13 protein-coding genes and 2 pseudogenes are annotated in these 15,968 nt (G+C 55.8%); 10 read left to right on the top strand and 5 right to left on the bottom strand.

The genetic code is table 11. The annotated features are described in order from the left end of the window. Positions 1-111: 111 nt before the first annotated feature. Positions 112-318: a universal stress protein gene (locus JJD74_RS31535; RefSeq protein WP_442793287.1), complete on the top strand. Its 207-nt coding sequence runs from the start codon at positions 112-114 to the stop codon at positions 316-318. A 127-nt stretch (positions 319-445) separates the two neighbouring features. Next, positions 446-586 (top strand): annotated as a pseudogene (locus tag JJD74_RS31540) (LysR family transcriptional regulator); the annotation flags it as partial. A 47-nt stretch (positions 587-633) separates the two neighbouring features. Here JJD74_RS31540 and JJD74_RS21750 read toward each other — a convergent pair. Next, the gene (locus tag JJD74_RS21750; protein WP_200616782.1) at positions 634-1,242 is read right to left on the bottom strand and encodes a TetR/AcrR family transcriptional regulator; all 609 of its coding nucleotides are present in this window, start codon (positions 1,240-1,242) and stop codon (positions 634-636) included. 160 nt (positions 1,243-1,402) lie between these two features. Between JJD74_RS21750 and JJD74_RS21755 the strand changes: the two genes are divergently transcribed. From JJD74_RS21755 to JJD74_RS21770, 4 genes are all read left to right on the top strand, one after another. Next, positions 1,403-2,569, top strand: coding sequence for an ATP-NAD kinase family protein (locus tag JJD74_RS21755; protein WP_200616783.1), 1,167 nt, complete (start codon positions 1,403-1,405; stop codon positions 2,567-2,569). 34 nt (positions 2,570-2,603) lie between these two features. Beyond that, positions 2,604-4,007, top strand: coding sequence for an aminomethyl-transferring glycine dehydrogenase subunit GcvPA (gene gcvPA / locus JJD74_RS21760; protein ID WP_200616784.1), 1,404 nt, complete (start codon positions 2,604-2,606; stop codon positions 4,005-4,007). Next, positions 4,004-5,560, top strand: a complete 1,557-nt coding sequence (gcvPB, locus tag JJD74_RS21765; RefSeq protein WP_200616785.1) for an aminomethyl-transferring glycine dehydrogenase subunit GcvPB — start codon at positions 4,004-4,006, stop codon at positions 5,558-5,560. Before gcvPA ends, gcvPB begins: the two co-directional genes overlap by 4 nt. A gap of 122 nt (positions 5,561-5,682) precedes the next feature. Beyond that, on the top strand, positions 5,683-7,305 hold the full coding sequence (locus tag JJD74_RS21770) for an acyl-CoA synthetase (protein ID WP_200616786.1): 1,623 nt from the start codon (positions 5,683-5,685) through the stop codon (positions 7,303-7,305). Positions 7,306-7,449: 144 nt separating this feature from the next. On the opposite strand, the gene JJD74_RS21775 is transcribed toward JJD74_RS21770, so the two are convergent. Then, positions 7,450-8,115, bottom strand: coding sequence for a nuclear transport factor 2 family protein (locus tag JJD74_RS21775; protein ID WP_200616787.1), 666 nt, complete (start codon positions 8,113-8,115; stop codon positions 7,450-7,452). A gap of 416 nt (positions 8,116-8,531) precedes the next feature. Between JJD74_RS21775 and JJD74_RS21780 the strand changes: the two are divergent. Next, positions 8,532-9,022, top strand: a pseudogene (locus JJD74_RS21780) (SDR family oxidoreductase). Between the two features lie 39 nt (positions 9,023-9,061). Here the strand turns inward: JJD74_RS21780 and JJD74_RS21785 are convergent. Next, positions 9,062-9,748, bottom strand: coding sequence for a LysR substrate-binding domain-containing protein (locus JJD74_RS21785; protein ID WP_200616788.1), 687 nt, complete (start codon positions 9,746-9,748; stop codon positions 9,062-9,064). Between the two features lie 77 nt (positions 9,749-9,825). Continuing rightward, positions 9,826-10,398 (bottom strand): hypothetical protein, encoded by a 573-nt coding sequence (locus tag JJD74_RS21790; RefSeq protein ID WP_234451828.1) that lies wholly within the window; start codon positions 10,396-10,398, stop codon positions 9,826-9,828. A 1,549-nt stretch (positions 10,399-11,947) separates the two neighbouring features. Here JJD74_RS21790 and JJD74_RS21795 point away from each other — a divergent pair. From JJD74_RS21795 to JJD74_RS21805, 3 genes are all read left to right on the top strand, one after another. Then, positions 11,948-12,439: a cupin domain-containing protein gene (locus tag JJD74_RS21795; RefSeq protein ID WP_042559172.1), complete on the top strand. Its 492-nt coding sequence runs from the start codon at positions 11,948-11,950 to the stop codon at positions 12,437-12,439. Between the two features lie 341 nt (positions 12,440-12,780). Continuing rightward, positions 12,781-13,674: a glycine betaine ABC transporter substrate-binding protein gene (locus JJD74_RS21800; protein ID WP_200616789.1), complete on the top strand. Its 894-nt coding sequence runs from the start codon at positions 12,781-12,783 to the stop codon at positions 13,672-13,674. Positions 13,675-14,023: 349 nt separating this feature from the next. Next, the gene (locus JJD74_RS21805; RefSeq protein ID WP_042559171.1) at positions 14,024-14,689 is read left to right on the top strand and encodes a TetR/AcrR family transcriptional regulator; all 666 of its coding nucleotides are present in this window, start codon (positions 14,024-14,026) and stop codon (positions 14,687-14,689) included. A gap of 13 nt (positions 14,690-14,702) precedes the next feature. Here JJD74_RS21805 and JJD74_RS21810 read toward each other — a convergent pair whose 3' ends face one another. Continuing rightward, positions 14,703-15,968 carry an MFS transporter gene (locus tag JJD74_RS21810; protein ID WP_115148073.1) on the bottom strand — a complete coding sequence of 422 codons (1,266 nt, stop codon included), beginning with the start codon at positions 15,966-15,968 and terminating at the stop codon, positions 14,703-14,705.

The following is a 15,968-nucleotide window of genomic DNA, read 5'->3' on the forward strand; positions in this document are numbered from 1 at the left end:
ATCTGCCCGATCATCGAGGCACTGATCAGAGAGTAATGCCTGGCGGGTGAGCTGGAGATCGGAAAGCCCCTTTACGGTGGGATTCAGAGCTTACGTTGGTTTTTGGTTCCATTGCTCCCCAAACCCCGTATTGCATTCACATCACACCTTTTACAAGGAAATGCGGCGGACGCAATTGTGGCGTGCTCCCAACTGCTGGGGTGCGACAGCATTATCCTGGGGTCGCACGGTAACGGATATCTGGTAGGGATTTTTCTGGGTTCTGTCGCGGCTAAGGTGATTCAACTCTCGGATGTACCAATCACCTTAGTCAAATAACAGATCGTCAAATGCTTGATAGCGCGACCCCATGAGTGGGTGATCAAAGGTGTTCTTTGAGGATCGCAAACCGAAACGCTAAGGCGAGCCTGGAGCGCACCTGGGTCAGTTAATCCGCTCGTTGACGTCGTTGCTAAGGGGTGAGGAACGCATCGAAGGCCCAAGGCCGCCGCAACTAACGGTCGACGACGGCAATGCGTACCTCGCCGCCGGCCTGGCTGGTCTGGGCATGCTGTGGCTGCCGCATTACATGGCCGAGCATGCGCTGGTGATTCGGCGGAGTTGATGTGGAGAGGCATTCGGCCCAATGCCTCATTACTGCTGATGTGTGGTTTTATCAGTCAGTAGCAATCCGGAAGCCAATGCCAGGAAGCTTTCGGCTACATGCTCGGAAGCCGTTTGGGGATCTTCGGCATTGGCAATCCACAAGGAAGCGCCGAGCAGGGCACCCATGATCAGGCGTGCCGTCGTTTCGGTGTTGACCGCACGGATCGTGCCTTCATCGATCAGCTTCTGGATGCTGCGCTGAGTGCTGCGGATACACGCATTCTTGCTTGGCCATTGTGATGGATCACCCAGTACCGACGGGCCGTCGAGGAACACAATGCGCTGGATTTCAGGCTCGAGGGACATCTTGATGTAAGCGATGGATTCATCAATAAAGCCCTCCCAAGTCGTGCTGGCCTCAGCAATGATGAGCGACAACCGCGCCATCATCTCTTCATCTATCTGTGCGATGACCACCTGTAGCAAACCTTTCTTGTCACCAAAGTGATGGTAAAGCGCGCCTCGGGTCAGCCCGGCTTTAGCGGTTAAATCATCCATAGAACTGTCCGCATAGCCCTTCGCAGCGAATGCGTCCCGCGCCGCCTTGATCAGCTTGCCGCGGGTCTCGGTAATCATGTCCGCACGCTTCTGTGCCATCGACCTCTTCCTTATCAAAAAATTAACATTCGTGACGTATGTTAGTTGACATGCGCAGCGTATGTCGTATTGTGACTGACATACGAGGCGTATGCAATATATCTGAGCAGTGTGCTGCTCAGGCTGTGATACGCCGTCATTCAGCACAGGATACCGAGCAATGCGTGAGCAGCGCGATTCCGATATTTCACGCCTTTACGCCAGCCAGGGCAAAACCATCGGGCTGATTGTCAACCCTGTCGCCGGCATGGGCGGGCGTGTTGGCTTGAAAGGCACCGATGGTCCTGAAGTTCTGCAGGAAGCGATACGCCGTGGCGCGCGGCCAGTCTCAAGCGAACGGGCCACCCTGGCGCTCAAGCGCCTGGCGGCCTCGGCCACGCCATTTCGATTGATGACCGGCGCCGGCGACCTGGGCGAAGACGTCGCTCGCGCCGCCGGTCTCGACCCGGTCGTCGTATACCGACCATCTTCTGGATCGAGCCGGCCCGAAGACACTCGAAAGGCGGCCCTTGTCATGGCAGACGCCTGCGTCGATCTGCTGCTTTTCGCCGGGGGCGATGGGACCGCGCGTGACGTGCTGGAAATGGTCGGCGATCGCGTGCCCATCCTCGGTATCCCGACAGGCGTGAAAATGTACTCCGCCGTCTTCGCTACCAATCCGCAGAACGCCGGGAGCCTCGCGGCACGTGTTATTGCCGGCGAGTCAAAGGTGCGCCTTCGCGAGGCTGAGGTCATGGACATCGATGAGGCCGCCATGCGCACTGATCAGATGTCGGCGCGCCTGTATGGCTACGCACTCAGTCCGCACGAACGCCACCTGGTGCAAAACGCCAAGGCCGGTTCCGTCCCCAATGAAAACCTGGCGCTCGACGCCGTGGCCCGGCAGGTCGTCAGACAGATGAAAACCGGCTGCCTTTACCTGCTGGGGCCCGGCACCACGACGCGACGGGTGATGACCGAGCTCGGCCTGCCATCGACCCTGCTTGGCGTCGACGCGGTCATGGACGGCGCACTGGTGGGCGCCGACCTCAACGAACAAGCGTTGATCTGCCTAATGGAAGGCCATGAGACCCGAATCATCGTCGGCGTGCTTGGCGGCCATGGAAGCTTGTTCGGACGCGGCAATCAGCAGATCAGCGCCGAGGTGATCCGCCGCATCGGGCGCAAAAACATCATCGTGATCACCTCGATGGACAAGCTCATTTCCCTCGACGCCGGCTGCCTGTGCGTCGACACCGGTGACGGCGAAGTCGACGCCATGCTCAGTGGCCATATACGCGTTCACACAGGACCCGACCGGTCCGTCATTTTCAGGGTTCGATCCTGATCATTTGTTCCATCCGAAAAACGAGGATAACCCCATGAGTAATCATGTCGCCCACCCCTACATGGCGAACTCTGTTCCCGCACTCAAGCAGGAGATGCTCGACTCGATCGGTGTCGACAGCATCGAGGAACTGTTCGAGCAAATTCCCGAAAGCCATCGCCTGCAACGTCCGATCAACCTGCCGCCGGCACTGAGCGAGAGCGACCTGCGTCGGCACTTGATCAGTACGCTGTCGAAGAACAAAACGTGCGAGCAAAACCTGAATTTCCTGGGCGCCGGCTGCTGGCAGCACCACGTTCCGGCAGCGTGCGACGAGGTTGTGCGCCGCAACGAGTGGCTGACGTCGGTATTCGGCGAGCCAAGCTCCGACCATGGCCGCAACCAGGCCTGGTTTGAGTTCTGCAGCCAGCTCGGCGAGCTGCTGAACATGGACCTGGTGGGACTGCCGGTGCGCAGTTGGGGATGCGCTGCGGGCCACGCGATTCGAATGGCCACGCGCATTACCGGGCGCAACGAAGTAGCGGTGGTCCGCGCCATTGACCCGGAGCGGCTTTCGATCATCCGCAACTATTGCGAACCGGTCGACATGCCGAGCCACATCGTCGTACGTCTTGTCGACTATGACCCGGCAACCGGATTGCTCGATCTTGATCACCTTCGCGCCTCGATCGGCGCGCAAACGGCTGCCATCTATTTCGAAACCCCGTCCTACTTCGGGGTGATCGAACAGCAAGGCGCCGAAATTGCCGCCATTGCCCATGCGGTAGGTGCCGAAGTGATTGTCGGTGTCGACCCTATTTCGCTGGGCGTACTGGCTGCACCGATCGATTTCGGAGCGGACATCGTGGTGGGTACCACGCAGCCGCTTGGGGTGCATATGAATTGCGGTGGCGGCGTCAGCGGTTTCATCGCGACGCGCGACGAAGAACTTTATGCCCACCAGTACCCAACGCTGTTCATCAGCATCGGCGAAACCACCAAACCTGGTGAATATGGTTTTGGCCTGAGCCTGTTCGAGCAATCGTCATACGGCTTGCGTGATAAAGGAAACGATTGGACCGGACACTCGGTGTACATGTGGGCCATCGCCAATGCCGTGTACATGGCAATGATGGGGCCCCAAGGCTTTGAAGACGTCGGCAATGTCATCCTGCAACGAGCTCACTATGCGACGAAGTTGCTGGCTGACATTCCAGGCGTGCGCGTGACGTTTCCAAGCGGTTTCTTCAAGGAATTCGTGGTGAATTTTGACGCGACCGGACTCAGTGTGAAGGACATCAACAAGCGGCTTCTCGCACTCGGGATCTTCGGCGGCAAAGACCTGATACAGGACTTCCCGGAGCTGGGCGCCAGCGCCCTTTACTGCGTCACCGAGATTCACACTCAAGCAGATCTCGAGCGTCTGACCGCTGCACTCAAAAAGGTAATCGCACAATGAACACAACACTCAAGGAATACCACGCTCCCGTCTGGAGCGAACCGGTCATTCTGGAGATGGGCTATCCCGGCCGTCGCGGAGTGATTTTTTCTGACGTGGAAGCCGATGTTCAAGCTGCTGTCGGGAGTGCCGACGGCTTGATTCCTGCGAATATGCGCCGCACGCGCAAACCGGCATTGCCGGAAATGTCCGAGCCCGAGGTGCTGTATCACTATTTGCGCCTGTCACAGCAGACTCTGGGCATGATGAACATCAGCCTGTTCGGCACCTGCACCATGAAGTACAACGCGCAGATCAACGAGGCGATGGCTTGGCGGCCGGAAATCACTCATGTGCATCCGTATCAGGATGAGGACACCCTGCAAGGCGCGTTGGAAGTGGTGCATGGCATGGACACGATCCTGCGCGAATTGTCCGGGATGGATCAGTTCATCTTCCAGGCGGGTGGCGGTGCCGACGCGGCGTACACCAACTGCGCCGTGACACGTGCTTACCACGCGTACCATGGCGAACTGGCACAGCGTGACGAGATCATCACCACGATCCAGACCCACCCGAGCAGTGCGGCGACCGCCGCTGCGGCCGGGTTCAAGGTGATTACGTTGATGATCGAGGAGAACGGTTACCCGTCGCTCGAATCCCTCAAGGCCGCCGTGTCTGATCGCACCGCGGCGCTGATGGTGAACAATCCCGATGACATGGGCGTGTACAACCCGGAAATCCGCGAGTGGGTGAGGGTGGTGCACGAGGCGGGTGGTCTGTGCTTCTACGACCACGCCAACTTCAACGGCGCGATGACCAAGATCCGTGCCCGCGAACTCGGTTTCGATGCGTGCATGTTCATGTTGCACAAGACCTTTGGCGCACCGAAAAGCGGGGTCGGCGGCCCAGCGGTGGGTGCCTATGGTTGTTCGGCGGAACTCGCGCCGTTCCTGCCGGCACCGGTGGTGGCGTTCGACGGTGAGCGCTACAGCCTTGATTATGATCGGCCGCAGAGCGCCGGCAAGATCCGTGAATTCTGGGGCAACGTTCCCGTTATCCTCAAGGCCTATGCCTGGTCACGGGCCATGGGTGCTCAAGGCATGGCCGAAGCGTCCGATATCTCGGTTCTGGCCAACAACTACATGGAAAAAGGTCTGCTGGCTATACGCGGCGTAACCCGTTCCCACCCCGAAGCCACAAGTCCGCGAATGGAGATGACGCGCTACAGCCTTGAGCAACTCAAGGAAGACACCGGGGTCGACGTCCACGACGTGCAGAATCGTATGAGCGATTTCGGCATTGATCCGATGTGGAGCAGCCATCACCCGTGGTTGGTGCCGGAGCCTTTCACGCCCGAGGCGGGCGAAATGTATGGCAAGGAGGCGCTGGATACCTGGATCGCCGTGCTCGCGCACATTTCGGACGAGGCCTATTCGAACCCGGAGATCGTCAAGACCTCGCCGCATAACCAAGCTATTCACCGGATGAAAAGCGCGCCCCTGGAAGACCCGAAACACTGGGCAATGACCTGGCGCTCGTACCTGCGCAAAAACAACAAGCAGACTGTCTGAGCCGTTGCAGCGTCCCCCCGATGAGGCGGGGACGTCATCGAAACCTGATCAGAGCTAACAATCAGCCATCGGAGGTTGCCAGCATCGCTACACGGCTGGCGACTTCCCCACAGGAAAACGTCATGTCTATTTTCGAAACGGGCCTGATGCCCTCGTCAGTCAACCATATTGCCCTCTCGCCGCTGAGCTTCATCGAGCGGACGGCCTCTGTCTACGGTCAGTATCCGGCGGTGATCCACGGCGCTGTGCGGCGCAACTGGCAACAAACCTATGAACGCTGCAGGCGCCTGGCCAGTGCGCTCAGCGGGCGGGGCATCGGCAAGGGGGATACGGTGGCGGTCATGCTGCCCAACATCCCGGCGATGCTCGAAGCGCACTTCGGTGTGCCGATGATCGGCGCGGTTCTCAATACCCTGAACATACGCCTGGATGCCCAGGCCATTGCCTTCATGCTGGAGCACGGCGAGACCAAGGTGTTGATCACCGACCGTGAGTTCCACGAGGTCATCCGTGAGGCCTTGAGCGGGCTCTCCAATCCGCCGCTGGTGGTGGATGTGAACGATCCGGAGTACGGCGAAGGCAGTGCCGTCAGCGCGCTGGACTACGAAGCGTTCCTCGCTGAGGGCGATCCGCAGTTTGCCTGGCAATGGCCCGAGGACGAGTGGCAAGCCATCTCCCTAAACTACACCTCCGGCACCACCGGTAACCCCAAGGGCGTGATTTATCACCACCGCGGTGCCTACCTCAATTCCCTGGGCAATCAGATGACCTGGGCGATGGGCAATCACCCGGTGTATCTCTGGACATTGCCGATGTTCCACTGCAATGGCTGGTGCTATCCGTGGACCGTCACCGCGTTGGCCGGGATTCATGTGTTCCTGCGCCGGGTCGACCCGCAGAAAATCCTCACACTGATTCACGAACATAGGGTCAGCCATTTGTGCGGTGCGCCCATCGTCCTCAATGCGCTGGTCAACCTGCCGGACTCGGCCAAGACCGCCATCGATCATCCAGTCAATGCCATGGTGGCGGGCGCGGCGCCACCGGCCAAGGTCATTGGCGCGGTGGAGGCCATGGGCATCAAGATTACCCACGTTTACGGGCTCACCGAAGTCTATGGTCCGGTGACCGTGTGCGCTTGGCATGAGCAATGGGATCAGCAGTCACTGGATGAGCGTGCGAAGATCAAGTCGCGCCAGGGCGTGCGCTACCCGACCCTTGAAGGCCTGATGGTCGCCGACCCGCAAACCCTGGAACCCGTGCCTTTCGATGGCACCAGCATGGGTGAGATTTTCATGCGCGGTAATACAGTGATGAAGGGCTATCTGAAAAACGCCGAAGCTACAGCCGAAGCTTTCAAGGGGGGCTGGTTCCATACCGGCGACCTGGCGGTGCGACATCCTGACGGCTATGTCGAAATCAAGGACCGCCTCAAGGACATCATCATCTCGGGCGGCGAGAACATCTCCACCATCGAAATCGAAGGTGTGCTCTATCGCCACCCGGCGGTCCTGGAAGCGGCAGTGGTTGCCCGCCCGGATGACAAATGGGGCGAAACACCCTGCGCGTTTATCACGCTCAAAGTCGGGCATGAGGACACACGAGAGGCCGACGTCATTCAGTTCTGCCGTGAGCATCTGGCGGGTTTCAAGCTACCCAAAACCGTGGTGTTCGGCGAGCTGCCGAAAACCTCGACGGGCAAGATCCAGAAGTATTTGCTGCGCGACTCGGCCAAGGCACTCTGACAAGAGCGCCACTTGGAAACACCTGCGCGGATCGTAGGTTGCACATAGGCGGGATCGGCCCACCCCCGGCAACGGAGGAGGGCCGGGGACATGCCGGCTCGGTCTACAGGGTTCCACCGAGTGTCCGGAACATCCCGCTATCGTTCAGCAGCAATCAGGTGACGCCACAGGGGAACCTTGTCGTGGGCGCGCAGCGGATGTCGGTAGTTCGCGGAGTTCATTGGATTCCGTAGCGTCACCCGCGTCGGTGTCCTCTTGTATCAAGGTATCGCAGGCAAGAAAATCGGCGGGTCTGCACTTCTCGATAGAAGCACCGTCAAGATGAAAGGCATACGTTCTGAAAAAAGGCATCTCTGGCCTCCGGTGCAATCCTGATGACAGGTTGATGAACAGCGGCTGGCTGCCACCCCAATACAGCCACGTCCAACCGTCACCCTTGCGCTGGAAGATCCCGGTCGCAACATATTGGACGACCGTTGGCTCTTCGTTCTCAATCGTGTGACCGTCGATGCGGATTCGTGCCCAGGCAATGTCTCCGCGCATCCAGGACACCACGAGCCGTGGTTCCCAGCGGATGTTCAAGGTGGTCACCCAGGTCACTCCATTCTGTACTGCCTCGGCTCCCATGAAGTTCTCGTCCAGGCCGGAACCGGCGATCGCGACGTCAGGATCGGCGAAGTACTTGGCGACGTCCGAGCCTGGGGTGGAAAACCCCTGCAGAACCTTCGTAATAAACGCATTGAGAGATTCCCGGGTGGCCGTGTCGGTGATCATGGACGGCGACCGGTATCCGGCCAGGCGGTCGATCATAAAAACTCCTACTTTGGGCGCTGTAGGGGTTGTCTTCGGCTCACGGAGATGTGTCTGTCCGTTGCTTCTGGTAGTTCATACGCGGCGTATGTATTCATGTTATTTTGCATACGTAACGTATGTCAAGGTGCATGTATGCCGTATGTTTTTGTGTCAGCCGCAGCCGAGGAAGGTAGAAAGCTGGGGGAAGCCTTTGGAGGAAAACGCTGCCGGCGTGGGGGGGGGGAGTGATGCGCGCCAGCACTTTCTGCCGGCCGTTTTCACTCATCATTTCGCGGATTTTCATTATCCATAGACATGGATACACAAATTGGATTTAGCCCGTTTCTCTAAGTAATCCGACGGCTTAGAGTGAATTCGCCGGTTTGAAAAGCCGAGCTGAAAACCCCACTACGACCTCAATCGGAGATTCAACGTTGAGCAATAAATTGGCAGGTAAAGTTGCATTGGTCACCGGCGGCTCCACCGGCATTGGTCTGGCTTCGGCCCAGGAGTTTGCCGCACAGGGCGCAACGGTGTTCATCACCGGGCGCCGTCAGGCTGAACTGGATGCGGCGGTCGCGCTGATCGGCGATAAGGCGGTCGGAATCAAGGGCGACGTGGCCAACCTGACTGATCTGGACCATGTGTTCTCGCTGATCGCGGCACAGGCCGGGCATCTCGATAGCCGCGCAACATTCGTGTGAACGCCATCAGTGCTGGCCCGGTCGCCACGCCAGGTGTGGCAGGTATGGTGCCAGCCGAACAGCTCGATGGCCTGTACGCTCATCTGGCCAGCCTGGTTCCGATGGGGCGTATGGGTGATCCAGGAGAGGTTGCCAAGGCTGTGTTGTTCCTGGCGTCGGATGACAGCAGTTTTATCAACGGCATCGAACTGTTCGTTGACGGTGGTGCTGCGCAAATCTGATGGCGAAGGCATGAGTCAAACACACCCTGTGTGGGTGCTTCACTTCAATGTGGAAAAATGTTCAACCAGCCAATCGATGAACGCACGAACCCGATTGCTGAGATGTCGGTTGGGTGGGTAAGCCACATGGAAGGGGTAGGGGGCTGGACGCCAGTCCTGAAGGATGGGGACCAATGCCCCGCTCTCGATGTAGTGTTGCACGGCATACGTGAACGTATGGATTACGCCCAGACCCGCTAACCCGGCAACAATGTGTGCGTTGCTTTCATTGACGCTCAACACGCTGTTACCGATCACTTCGACTTTCTCGTCGCCGCGCTGAAAGGCTGCCGGGATCAGTCGATTGGTTCCAGCCGAGTGATAGCTGACAATGCGATGTGCATTTTCCAGCTCCCGTGGATGATTGGGTTCACCGAAACGTTGCAGATACGTAGGGCTTGCGCAGGTGGTACAGGAGGCCTTGCCCAAGAGCCTTGCCGCCAGCGACTGCTGCGCGATGGGACCGCCGCGAATGACACAGTCGACGTTGTCGCTGATCAGGTCGACAGTCCGATCGCTCACGCCCAGGTCGATCTTGATGTCGGGAAACCGTGCATAGTCAGGCAGGGTGGGAATGATCAGCGCGGTCGCCACGGAACCACCGACATTGACATGGATTTTGCCGCGAGGATTGCACTGCTCACCTTGAAAGCCGGCATTGATCTCCTCCAGATCCAGGATGATCATGATTTAACATAATATACATTATGCGAAGCGTTCTATAGAGGTCTGGGGGGCTCTTGTGGTCAGATTTGAAGCCAGGCTCATGACGGTTTAGGCTCCTTGCCTAGCTTGGGCTGAAAATCGGCCGGCGTCATTCCGTAACACACGATGAACACGTCTCTGCATTCCTGCTCGCGGTACCAGGCCACCACGCTGTCAATCAGTTCGTCCAGGACCCCAATTAGAATGTCGTCGTAGCCTTTTGGTGCACCGTTTTCGTATCGATAACGCGCATTGGTGAAAACGTCGCGGTATGTCTCGATCCAATGCTCGTGACGATCAAGCCGAACTCTTTGCCTGATTGGTTCAGGGATCGCATAGAACAACGTCAACAGATCGTGCTTGTTTGGATACTTACGGCTGGCCGGGATTTTCTCTGTCGTTTTCAAATACTCATGTGCAGCCGCGATTGCATCGTCGTCCGGTTTGTAGGTTTCATTGACTTGGCCAAGGTTGCCATTGGGCTTTGACACGAAGCTTTTGAGCAGGATTTCCATGCCAATTGCAGCATTGATCTGCGCAATGTCCAGCATGTCATGGCCACGTCTAAGGTGCTTCGCTGCCTTCAAATAGCGATATGCGCTTTCAACCATCCAGGGCGACAAATTTGTCATTACAACAGTCCTTTCACTCGTTTTCGTTCAGTTCTTAGACACCAAAGCCAGCAGCTTCGCAACGCTGGAGTCCTTGATTTACGTGGATTGTTACCGATTACACGTGTTTGCGTGCGGACTTGAAGGATACCGCCCATGCTTGATAGTGAGCACCTTTCCTTGTATCAACCACGCCGCTCAGGCTCGCCAAGTGGAGCTCTGCAGATTAATGGGGCCTCATGTAATCAGCATATCGGTATGTATACTGACAATTCCCAAGGGCATTGCTGAATGAGCGTTAGCAATATATGGGTTACGACATTGACCAAAACCTCAAACAAAAAATGCTTGATCGCAATAATCATCTCAGCGTCCAAAAAATTAATCGGACCCCTATTGTATTGGGTTTCCCCCCCCAAAAATCCAGCCCTTTTCATGAGCGTGACTCACACATTTATGAGCCCTAAATGACTGACATTCCTAAAGATCGAATAAAAAAAACGGAGAAGTTTTCTAAGTGCACTCTCACTATCGACATGATTAAAAGGCTTAATGCAACGGTACGGCAAGAGCGATGCCGCTCACGTAGAACGGCGAAACTTAAATATCTAGAAGCCCTCGTAGCTGAGTACCGTGACGTTTTTCGGGGATACGCAGAAAAAACACCCCCTCCGAGTGAGTAATCAATAATTCAGCCACAAATAACCAAAAAATATAACTCAACTAAATAGTCATTTAGTTGAGTTATAAGTTTACGGTGCCCCACATTTTTTGTGTCAGCTGTTTTGTGACAACTGATAACTATCAGCCCTAGGTATTGCACATCTGACCAGTGCATCCTAATGTGCCCAAGCTAGCGCGATTCCAACCTTGACAACTTAGAGCACTTCCACAAAGTCATTTTTATCCAGAACACTATCGAATTTCCGCTGCACAGCAATATATCAAGAGTTTCTAGCTCGGGTATTGTTCCGTTGACGGCTATTTGATTGTTCGGAGCCTCTCGAGGTCATATGCAGGCAACCAACCTTCAACTCCTTCAGCGCATGTCGTTGGTTGCTGTGGACATTGATTGTGTCTCGAAAAAAAGCTCGATTGCGCCCCCTTCTGCCGCTAGTCGTGCTACTGCGACAGTGCGCTTGTCATTGGCTTTCGGACTGAGCTTGAACCTGTTGACCGGAACTTCAGAATCTTGCGGGCGAGTATTTCTTACAATGCCGCACATTCGATAGCTGCCTTTCGTGGACCGCACCTGATCCCAGACTGAGCACTACTCAATCCCAAACAACTGCGGCTTGACCGAGCAGGATGACTTGATTTGTGGCTTAGGCTGCAAACGGAACGTAGGTCGGGAAAAGACATGCTTTCCTAATTTTCGACTTTCACTTCTCGAGAGTAACTCTTAGTCTGCAAACAGACTTTTTCGGAGTAGTTCAACGCTTTATTTTTTCGAAGGGTTTGCACAAGTGTGAATCCGATACGCAAACACCAAACTCACCTTGGCTAGACAGAACGCCTTCTGTTTACGTTGATTCTAATAAGTCTAATCGTTGTCCGGAGAAGTCACATCATGAAGAAAACAATAACCGCGGTATTGCTATCTACCTTAATGGTTGGTAATGCCGTATCTGCCGAAACGAACACCAATATTACCGAGGCACCAGGCCGAGGCAAACTGCCACTGCTGTCGCCCTATCGGCATACACTTCCCGATCTATACAATTTCGATAAGGCGCCAGTAGAGCAAACCTTGCCTGGCGTCACTCGGCAAGTGATTCACGGTTCTCAGAGCACTCTGGCGCGCTGGGTATTTGCAAAGGGTGCCATCGTGCCTCTTCACCATCAGCCCCATGAGCAGGTCACTTGGATAGTGTCGGGAGCAGTGGAAGTTTTTTCACAGGGCAAACGCTATACGGTCCGTGCTGGAGAGGTGATTATTTTCCCACCGAACGTGCCCCATGAGTTTCACGCCCTGGAAGAAGGTACTGTGAATGTCGACTTTTTCACCCCGCCTCGGCAGGATTGGATTGATGGCAATGGCAGCTATAACAAGTTGAAGTAGCAAGCCCTTGGAAGGGATACTTTGATTTATAGCTATTAATGTCTCTGTAGGAAGAGCTTGCTCACGAAGAACTTAAGAGCGCAGCGTCAAGTCAATCATTGAGATTTTTCGCGAGCAAGTTATCTCCTAAATAAGATTTGGCTTAAGTGTAAGCGAACAGCCAACACGCCTACTGAACTCGCAAATTAAGGATGATGGTGTCCGCCTATTTTTTAGCGGACGCGACTGATCGCACGCGCGATATAGAGGCACCAGCACCCACCTAATGACGCTGGTGCAAAACAGATCCTTTCCAGTGCGAAGTTTTAATTCGCAGGCTTAACTCTCTCTAAGGAGAAGACATGCGTAATCCCTCATCTCGCCGTTCAGCCAAAACTCAGGCCGTGCCTCACCAATCCTTCTCCAAAGCAAACGTTGTCAGCGGTCCGCGCATTGTTCGGCTAGGCGTGACAGACCTGTCTTTCCATCGCGCGACTGCGGCGGTGGTTGCGATTGTCATGCAGCGCATGGGGCTGACCGTAGAACGCCAATATGCGTTGCATGAGGTCAACTTTCGGCGCTTACGCGAGGGCTCGATCGATATGCTCGCCTCCGCCTGGCTTCCTTTCAGTCATGGGATTTACAAGCAGGCGGTGGACGCGGTGGCGCCTACTCGTGAACTCGGTCTGCATTACCAACCCTATGCTTTTTGGGGAGTGCCCGACTATGTGAACGAAAGTGAGGTTGCATCTATCGAAGACCTCTTCAATCCCGAGGTCCGCTCAAGGATGCACCCGGTGATTCAAGGCATTGGTCTGGGAGCGGGTATTACCCGGTTTTCGATGACAATCATGGAGAAATATGGTTTGAGGAACGCGGGTTATCAGTTCCGCACTGGTACCCAGGACGAGTGCATTGAAGCTTTTGAAGCGCTGTACCGCGAGCGACGCTGGGGCATCGTTCCGTTGTGGCACCCGCATTTTTTGCACCACCGCTACCGCATTCGCGATTTGAAAGATCCCAAAGGATTGCTCGGCAGCATTGATCGAGCGGTGCTGCTGGCTCGTGAGGATCGCCTGGCATTACTTACGAGCGCCGAGATCCAGGTGCTGGACAACATTCGTCTGTCGAATTTGACTGTTTCCGAACTCGATGATGCATTCAATCGCGGAGACCAGTCCGCCGATAATGCTGCAAACGATTGGTTGGCGAGGCACCCTGAAATCCTAAGCGCGTGGCTGAAGCCGTTGGGCTAACGCGTGTATTTTAAATACTTGGAGAATTTTCAAGTATGAGGCTGACAGCCTTTGACCCACTCTTGTCAGCAGCTATGCCAACCCATCGACTCGAGATATAAATTAACGCTCACCTGATACTGACAACGCTTTCGCTAATCAGTCTGGCTTTTTCCTGCAATAAGGGCAGCATCCGTACCACGCGGCAACGCGCAATACTCGTCGGTGCCGCACTGGTCATGCTACCTCTCGCCTTTGCCCCGCTCACTACGATATCCCTGAACGACTGTGGCACCGCAGCACCATTGTGCTCGCGCCAACGGGTATGATTATTCTATGAGTTGCACACCCTTTATTGCATAGGTCAACAATGGCAAAAATCAGCGACACCGAAAAAGCGTCTACCGCTGGTCGCAAGAACCTCACAGCGGTGGACCGTCAACAGCAGATGGTCGACCGGGCCATCTCCTTGTTTGCCCAGAAAGGCTTTGCCCTGACCACAAGGGAACTGGCCAAGGGTTTGCAAGTGACTCAGCCCCTGCTTTACCGCTACTTCCCCAGCAAACAGCTGTTAATCGAACAGGTTTACCAGCAAGTGTTCATGAACCGCTGGGATCCTGATTTGGAGCCTCGTCTCAAAGATCGCACATCCCCGTTGAGGAAGCGGCTGATTGAGTATTTCATCAGCTATACCCGCACGATACTGAACAATGAGTGGGTGCGAATCTTCCTGTATGCAGGCCTGCAGGACCCCGCTCTGAACCAGCGTTACCTTAAGCGCCTGCATGAGAATATCTTCCTGGTGATCATTGAAGAGCTGCGTCACCAGAGGCAACTCACCAACGCGCCGACCGAGCATGAGCTGGCCCTCGATATCGAAGTGCTGTGGGGCTTCCACAGCAGCTTCTTTTACTTGGGGGTACGTAAGTGGGTTTACCAGATGCCCGTCCCGGAAAATCTGACCGAGCTGATCACCCATCGAGTCAATAGCTTCCTGGACGGTGCCCTGCATTGCCATCCGGCACCGACGCCTTAGGCTGCAATTGCCATCAGTGTGGTGCCTCCAGCACATTCGGACGGTACCCACCGCGTTTGCGTGAGTAGAGCCACAGACTGGCAAAGGCGATGACCAGCACGCTAGGCAACAAGGCGACCACCAACAACGCGCTGGCGGTGTCGTATTGATCCATCAACGAACCGATTGCCGGCACGGCGACCATCACCGACAGCATGCCTGCGCCGCCCATCAAGTTGATCAAGAGCGCTCCGCCCTTGGGCAGCAACTCACTTGTGATCGCGAGCATAGTCGGCCAAAAGAAGGTCTTGCCAACGCCGAATGCCGTTACGCAGAAGAGCGCTACGGCGCCCGTCAAGCCGCCCTGTAGAGCACTTTGTCCGGACAAACCTAGGCCAAGCAAGCCTACCAGTGTCAGTACCGCACTTGAGGTCAGCACCGCAAAGGGCGAGTAGCGCGCGAAGATCCAACCCGACGCGTAATGCCTAAGAATGAACATCAAGCCTGCGGTGTACACCAAGAGCAGGATGCTGTTGCTGCCCAATTGGGGTAGCAGGTCGACCATGATTTTTGCGAACCATTGATCAGGGGCCAGCTCGGTGGCCGCTGTCAACCACATGAGCAGCATCAGCACGATGAACAAAGGGCGCTTGAGCTGGGCGAACATGACGCCGCTGGATATCCTTGCGTCTACTCGTTCGGTGCTGGGGTACTGGAGTGCAATGATCAGCATCAGATAACCGAGGGTGGGCAAGGCTACCACCGCCAACTTGACTTGCCAGGACAGACCCAGTTTTCCCAGGCCCCAAGCAATCAAGCCACCCACGATCAGACCCATTGGCCACCAGGCATGCAGCCTGGTGAGCATGCGCCGTTTGTCACGCTTGAACAGCGTAGCGACCAGAGGATTGGTCACGCCCTCCACAATGCCCTGGGCAATACCGGTGAGCAGAAATCCAAGATAAAGCACTGTGGTGCCCGTGGCTGCAAACACATCGTCAATGGGCTGGCCGCTGCTATTGGCCGGTGCCAACAGAATCAACGTAATCCCCAACAGGTAACCCAACCCGGACACAATGTGCAGGCACTTCATACCGACCCAATCAACAATCAAGGCGCAGGAAATAATGCCCAATGTAAAGCCCCAAAACACTGATGAAATCGTTAAGCCGATCATCGCGTTGGACAAGAGATAGTCGGCACTGATCGATTGCAATACGTCCGCGCGGATGGAAAAAATCATTGAAGTCACCAGCAGCGACAAGCAGCTGGCGAAGAACAGCTTATTGGCCTGAATCAT

The organism is Pseudomonas sp. MF6776, from assembly GCF_016613125.1.
Taxonomy (GTDB): domain Bacteria; phylum Pseudomonadota; class Gammaproteobacteria; order Pseudomonadales; family Pseudomonadaceae; genus Aquipseudomonas; species Aquipseudomonas iridis.

What these genes read in the sequence shown, in the direction of transcription:
- JJD74_RS21810 (WP_115148073.1), bottom strand. Translation starts at nt 15,968, where the DNA reads ATGATTCAGGCCAATAAGCTGTTCTTCGCCAGCTGCTTGTCGCTGCTG.
- gcvPB (WP_200616785.1), top strand. Translation starts at nt 4,004, where the DNA reads ATGAACACAACACTCAAGGAATACCACGCTCCCGTCTGGAGCGAACCG.
- JJD74_RS21750 (WP_200616782.1), bottom strand. Translation starts at nt 1,242, where the DNA reads ATGGCACAGAAGCGTGCGGACATGATTACCGAGACCCGCGGCAAGCTG.
- JJD74_RS21805 (WP_042559171.1), top strand. Translation starts at nt 14,024, where the DNA reads ATGGCAAAAATCAGCGACACCGAAAAAGCGTCTACCGCTGGTCGCAAG.
- JJD74_RS21790 (WP_234451828.1), bottom strand. Translation starts at nt 10,398, where the DNA reads ATGACAAATTTGTCGCCCTGGATGGTTGAAAGCGCATATCGCTATTTG.
- JJD74_RS21800 (WP_200616789.1), top strand. Translation starts at nt 12,781, where the DNA reads ATGCGTAATCCCTCATCTCGCCGTTCAGCCAAAACTCAGGCCGTGCCT.
- gcvPA (WP_200616784.1), top strand. Translation starts at nt 2,604, where the DNA reads ATGAGTAATCATGTCGCCCACCCCTACATGGCGAACTCTGTTCCCGCA.
- JJD74_RS21795 (WP_042559172.1), top strand. Translation starts at nt 11,948, where the DNA reads ATGAAGAAAACAATAACCGCGGTATTGCTATCTACCTTAATGGTTGGT.
- JJD74_RS21755 (WP_200616783.1), top strand. Translation starts at nt 1,403, where the DNA reads ATGCGTGAGCAGCGCGATTCCGATATTTCACGCCTTTACGCCAGCCAG.
- JJD74_RS21770 (WP_200616786.1), top strand. Translation starts at nt 5,683, where the DNA reads ATGTCTATTTTCGAAACGGGCCTGATGCCCTCGTCAGTCAACCATATT.
- JJD74_RS21775 (WP_200616787.1), bottom strand. Translation starts at nt 8,115, where the DNA reads ATGATCGACCGCCTGGCCGGATACCGGTCGCCGTCCATGATCACCGAC.
- JJD74_RS21785 (WP_200616788.1), bottom strand. Translation starts at nt 9,748, where the DNA reads ATGATCATCCTGGATCTGGAGGAGATCAATGCCGGCTTTCAAGGTGAG.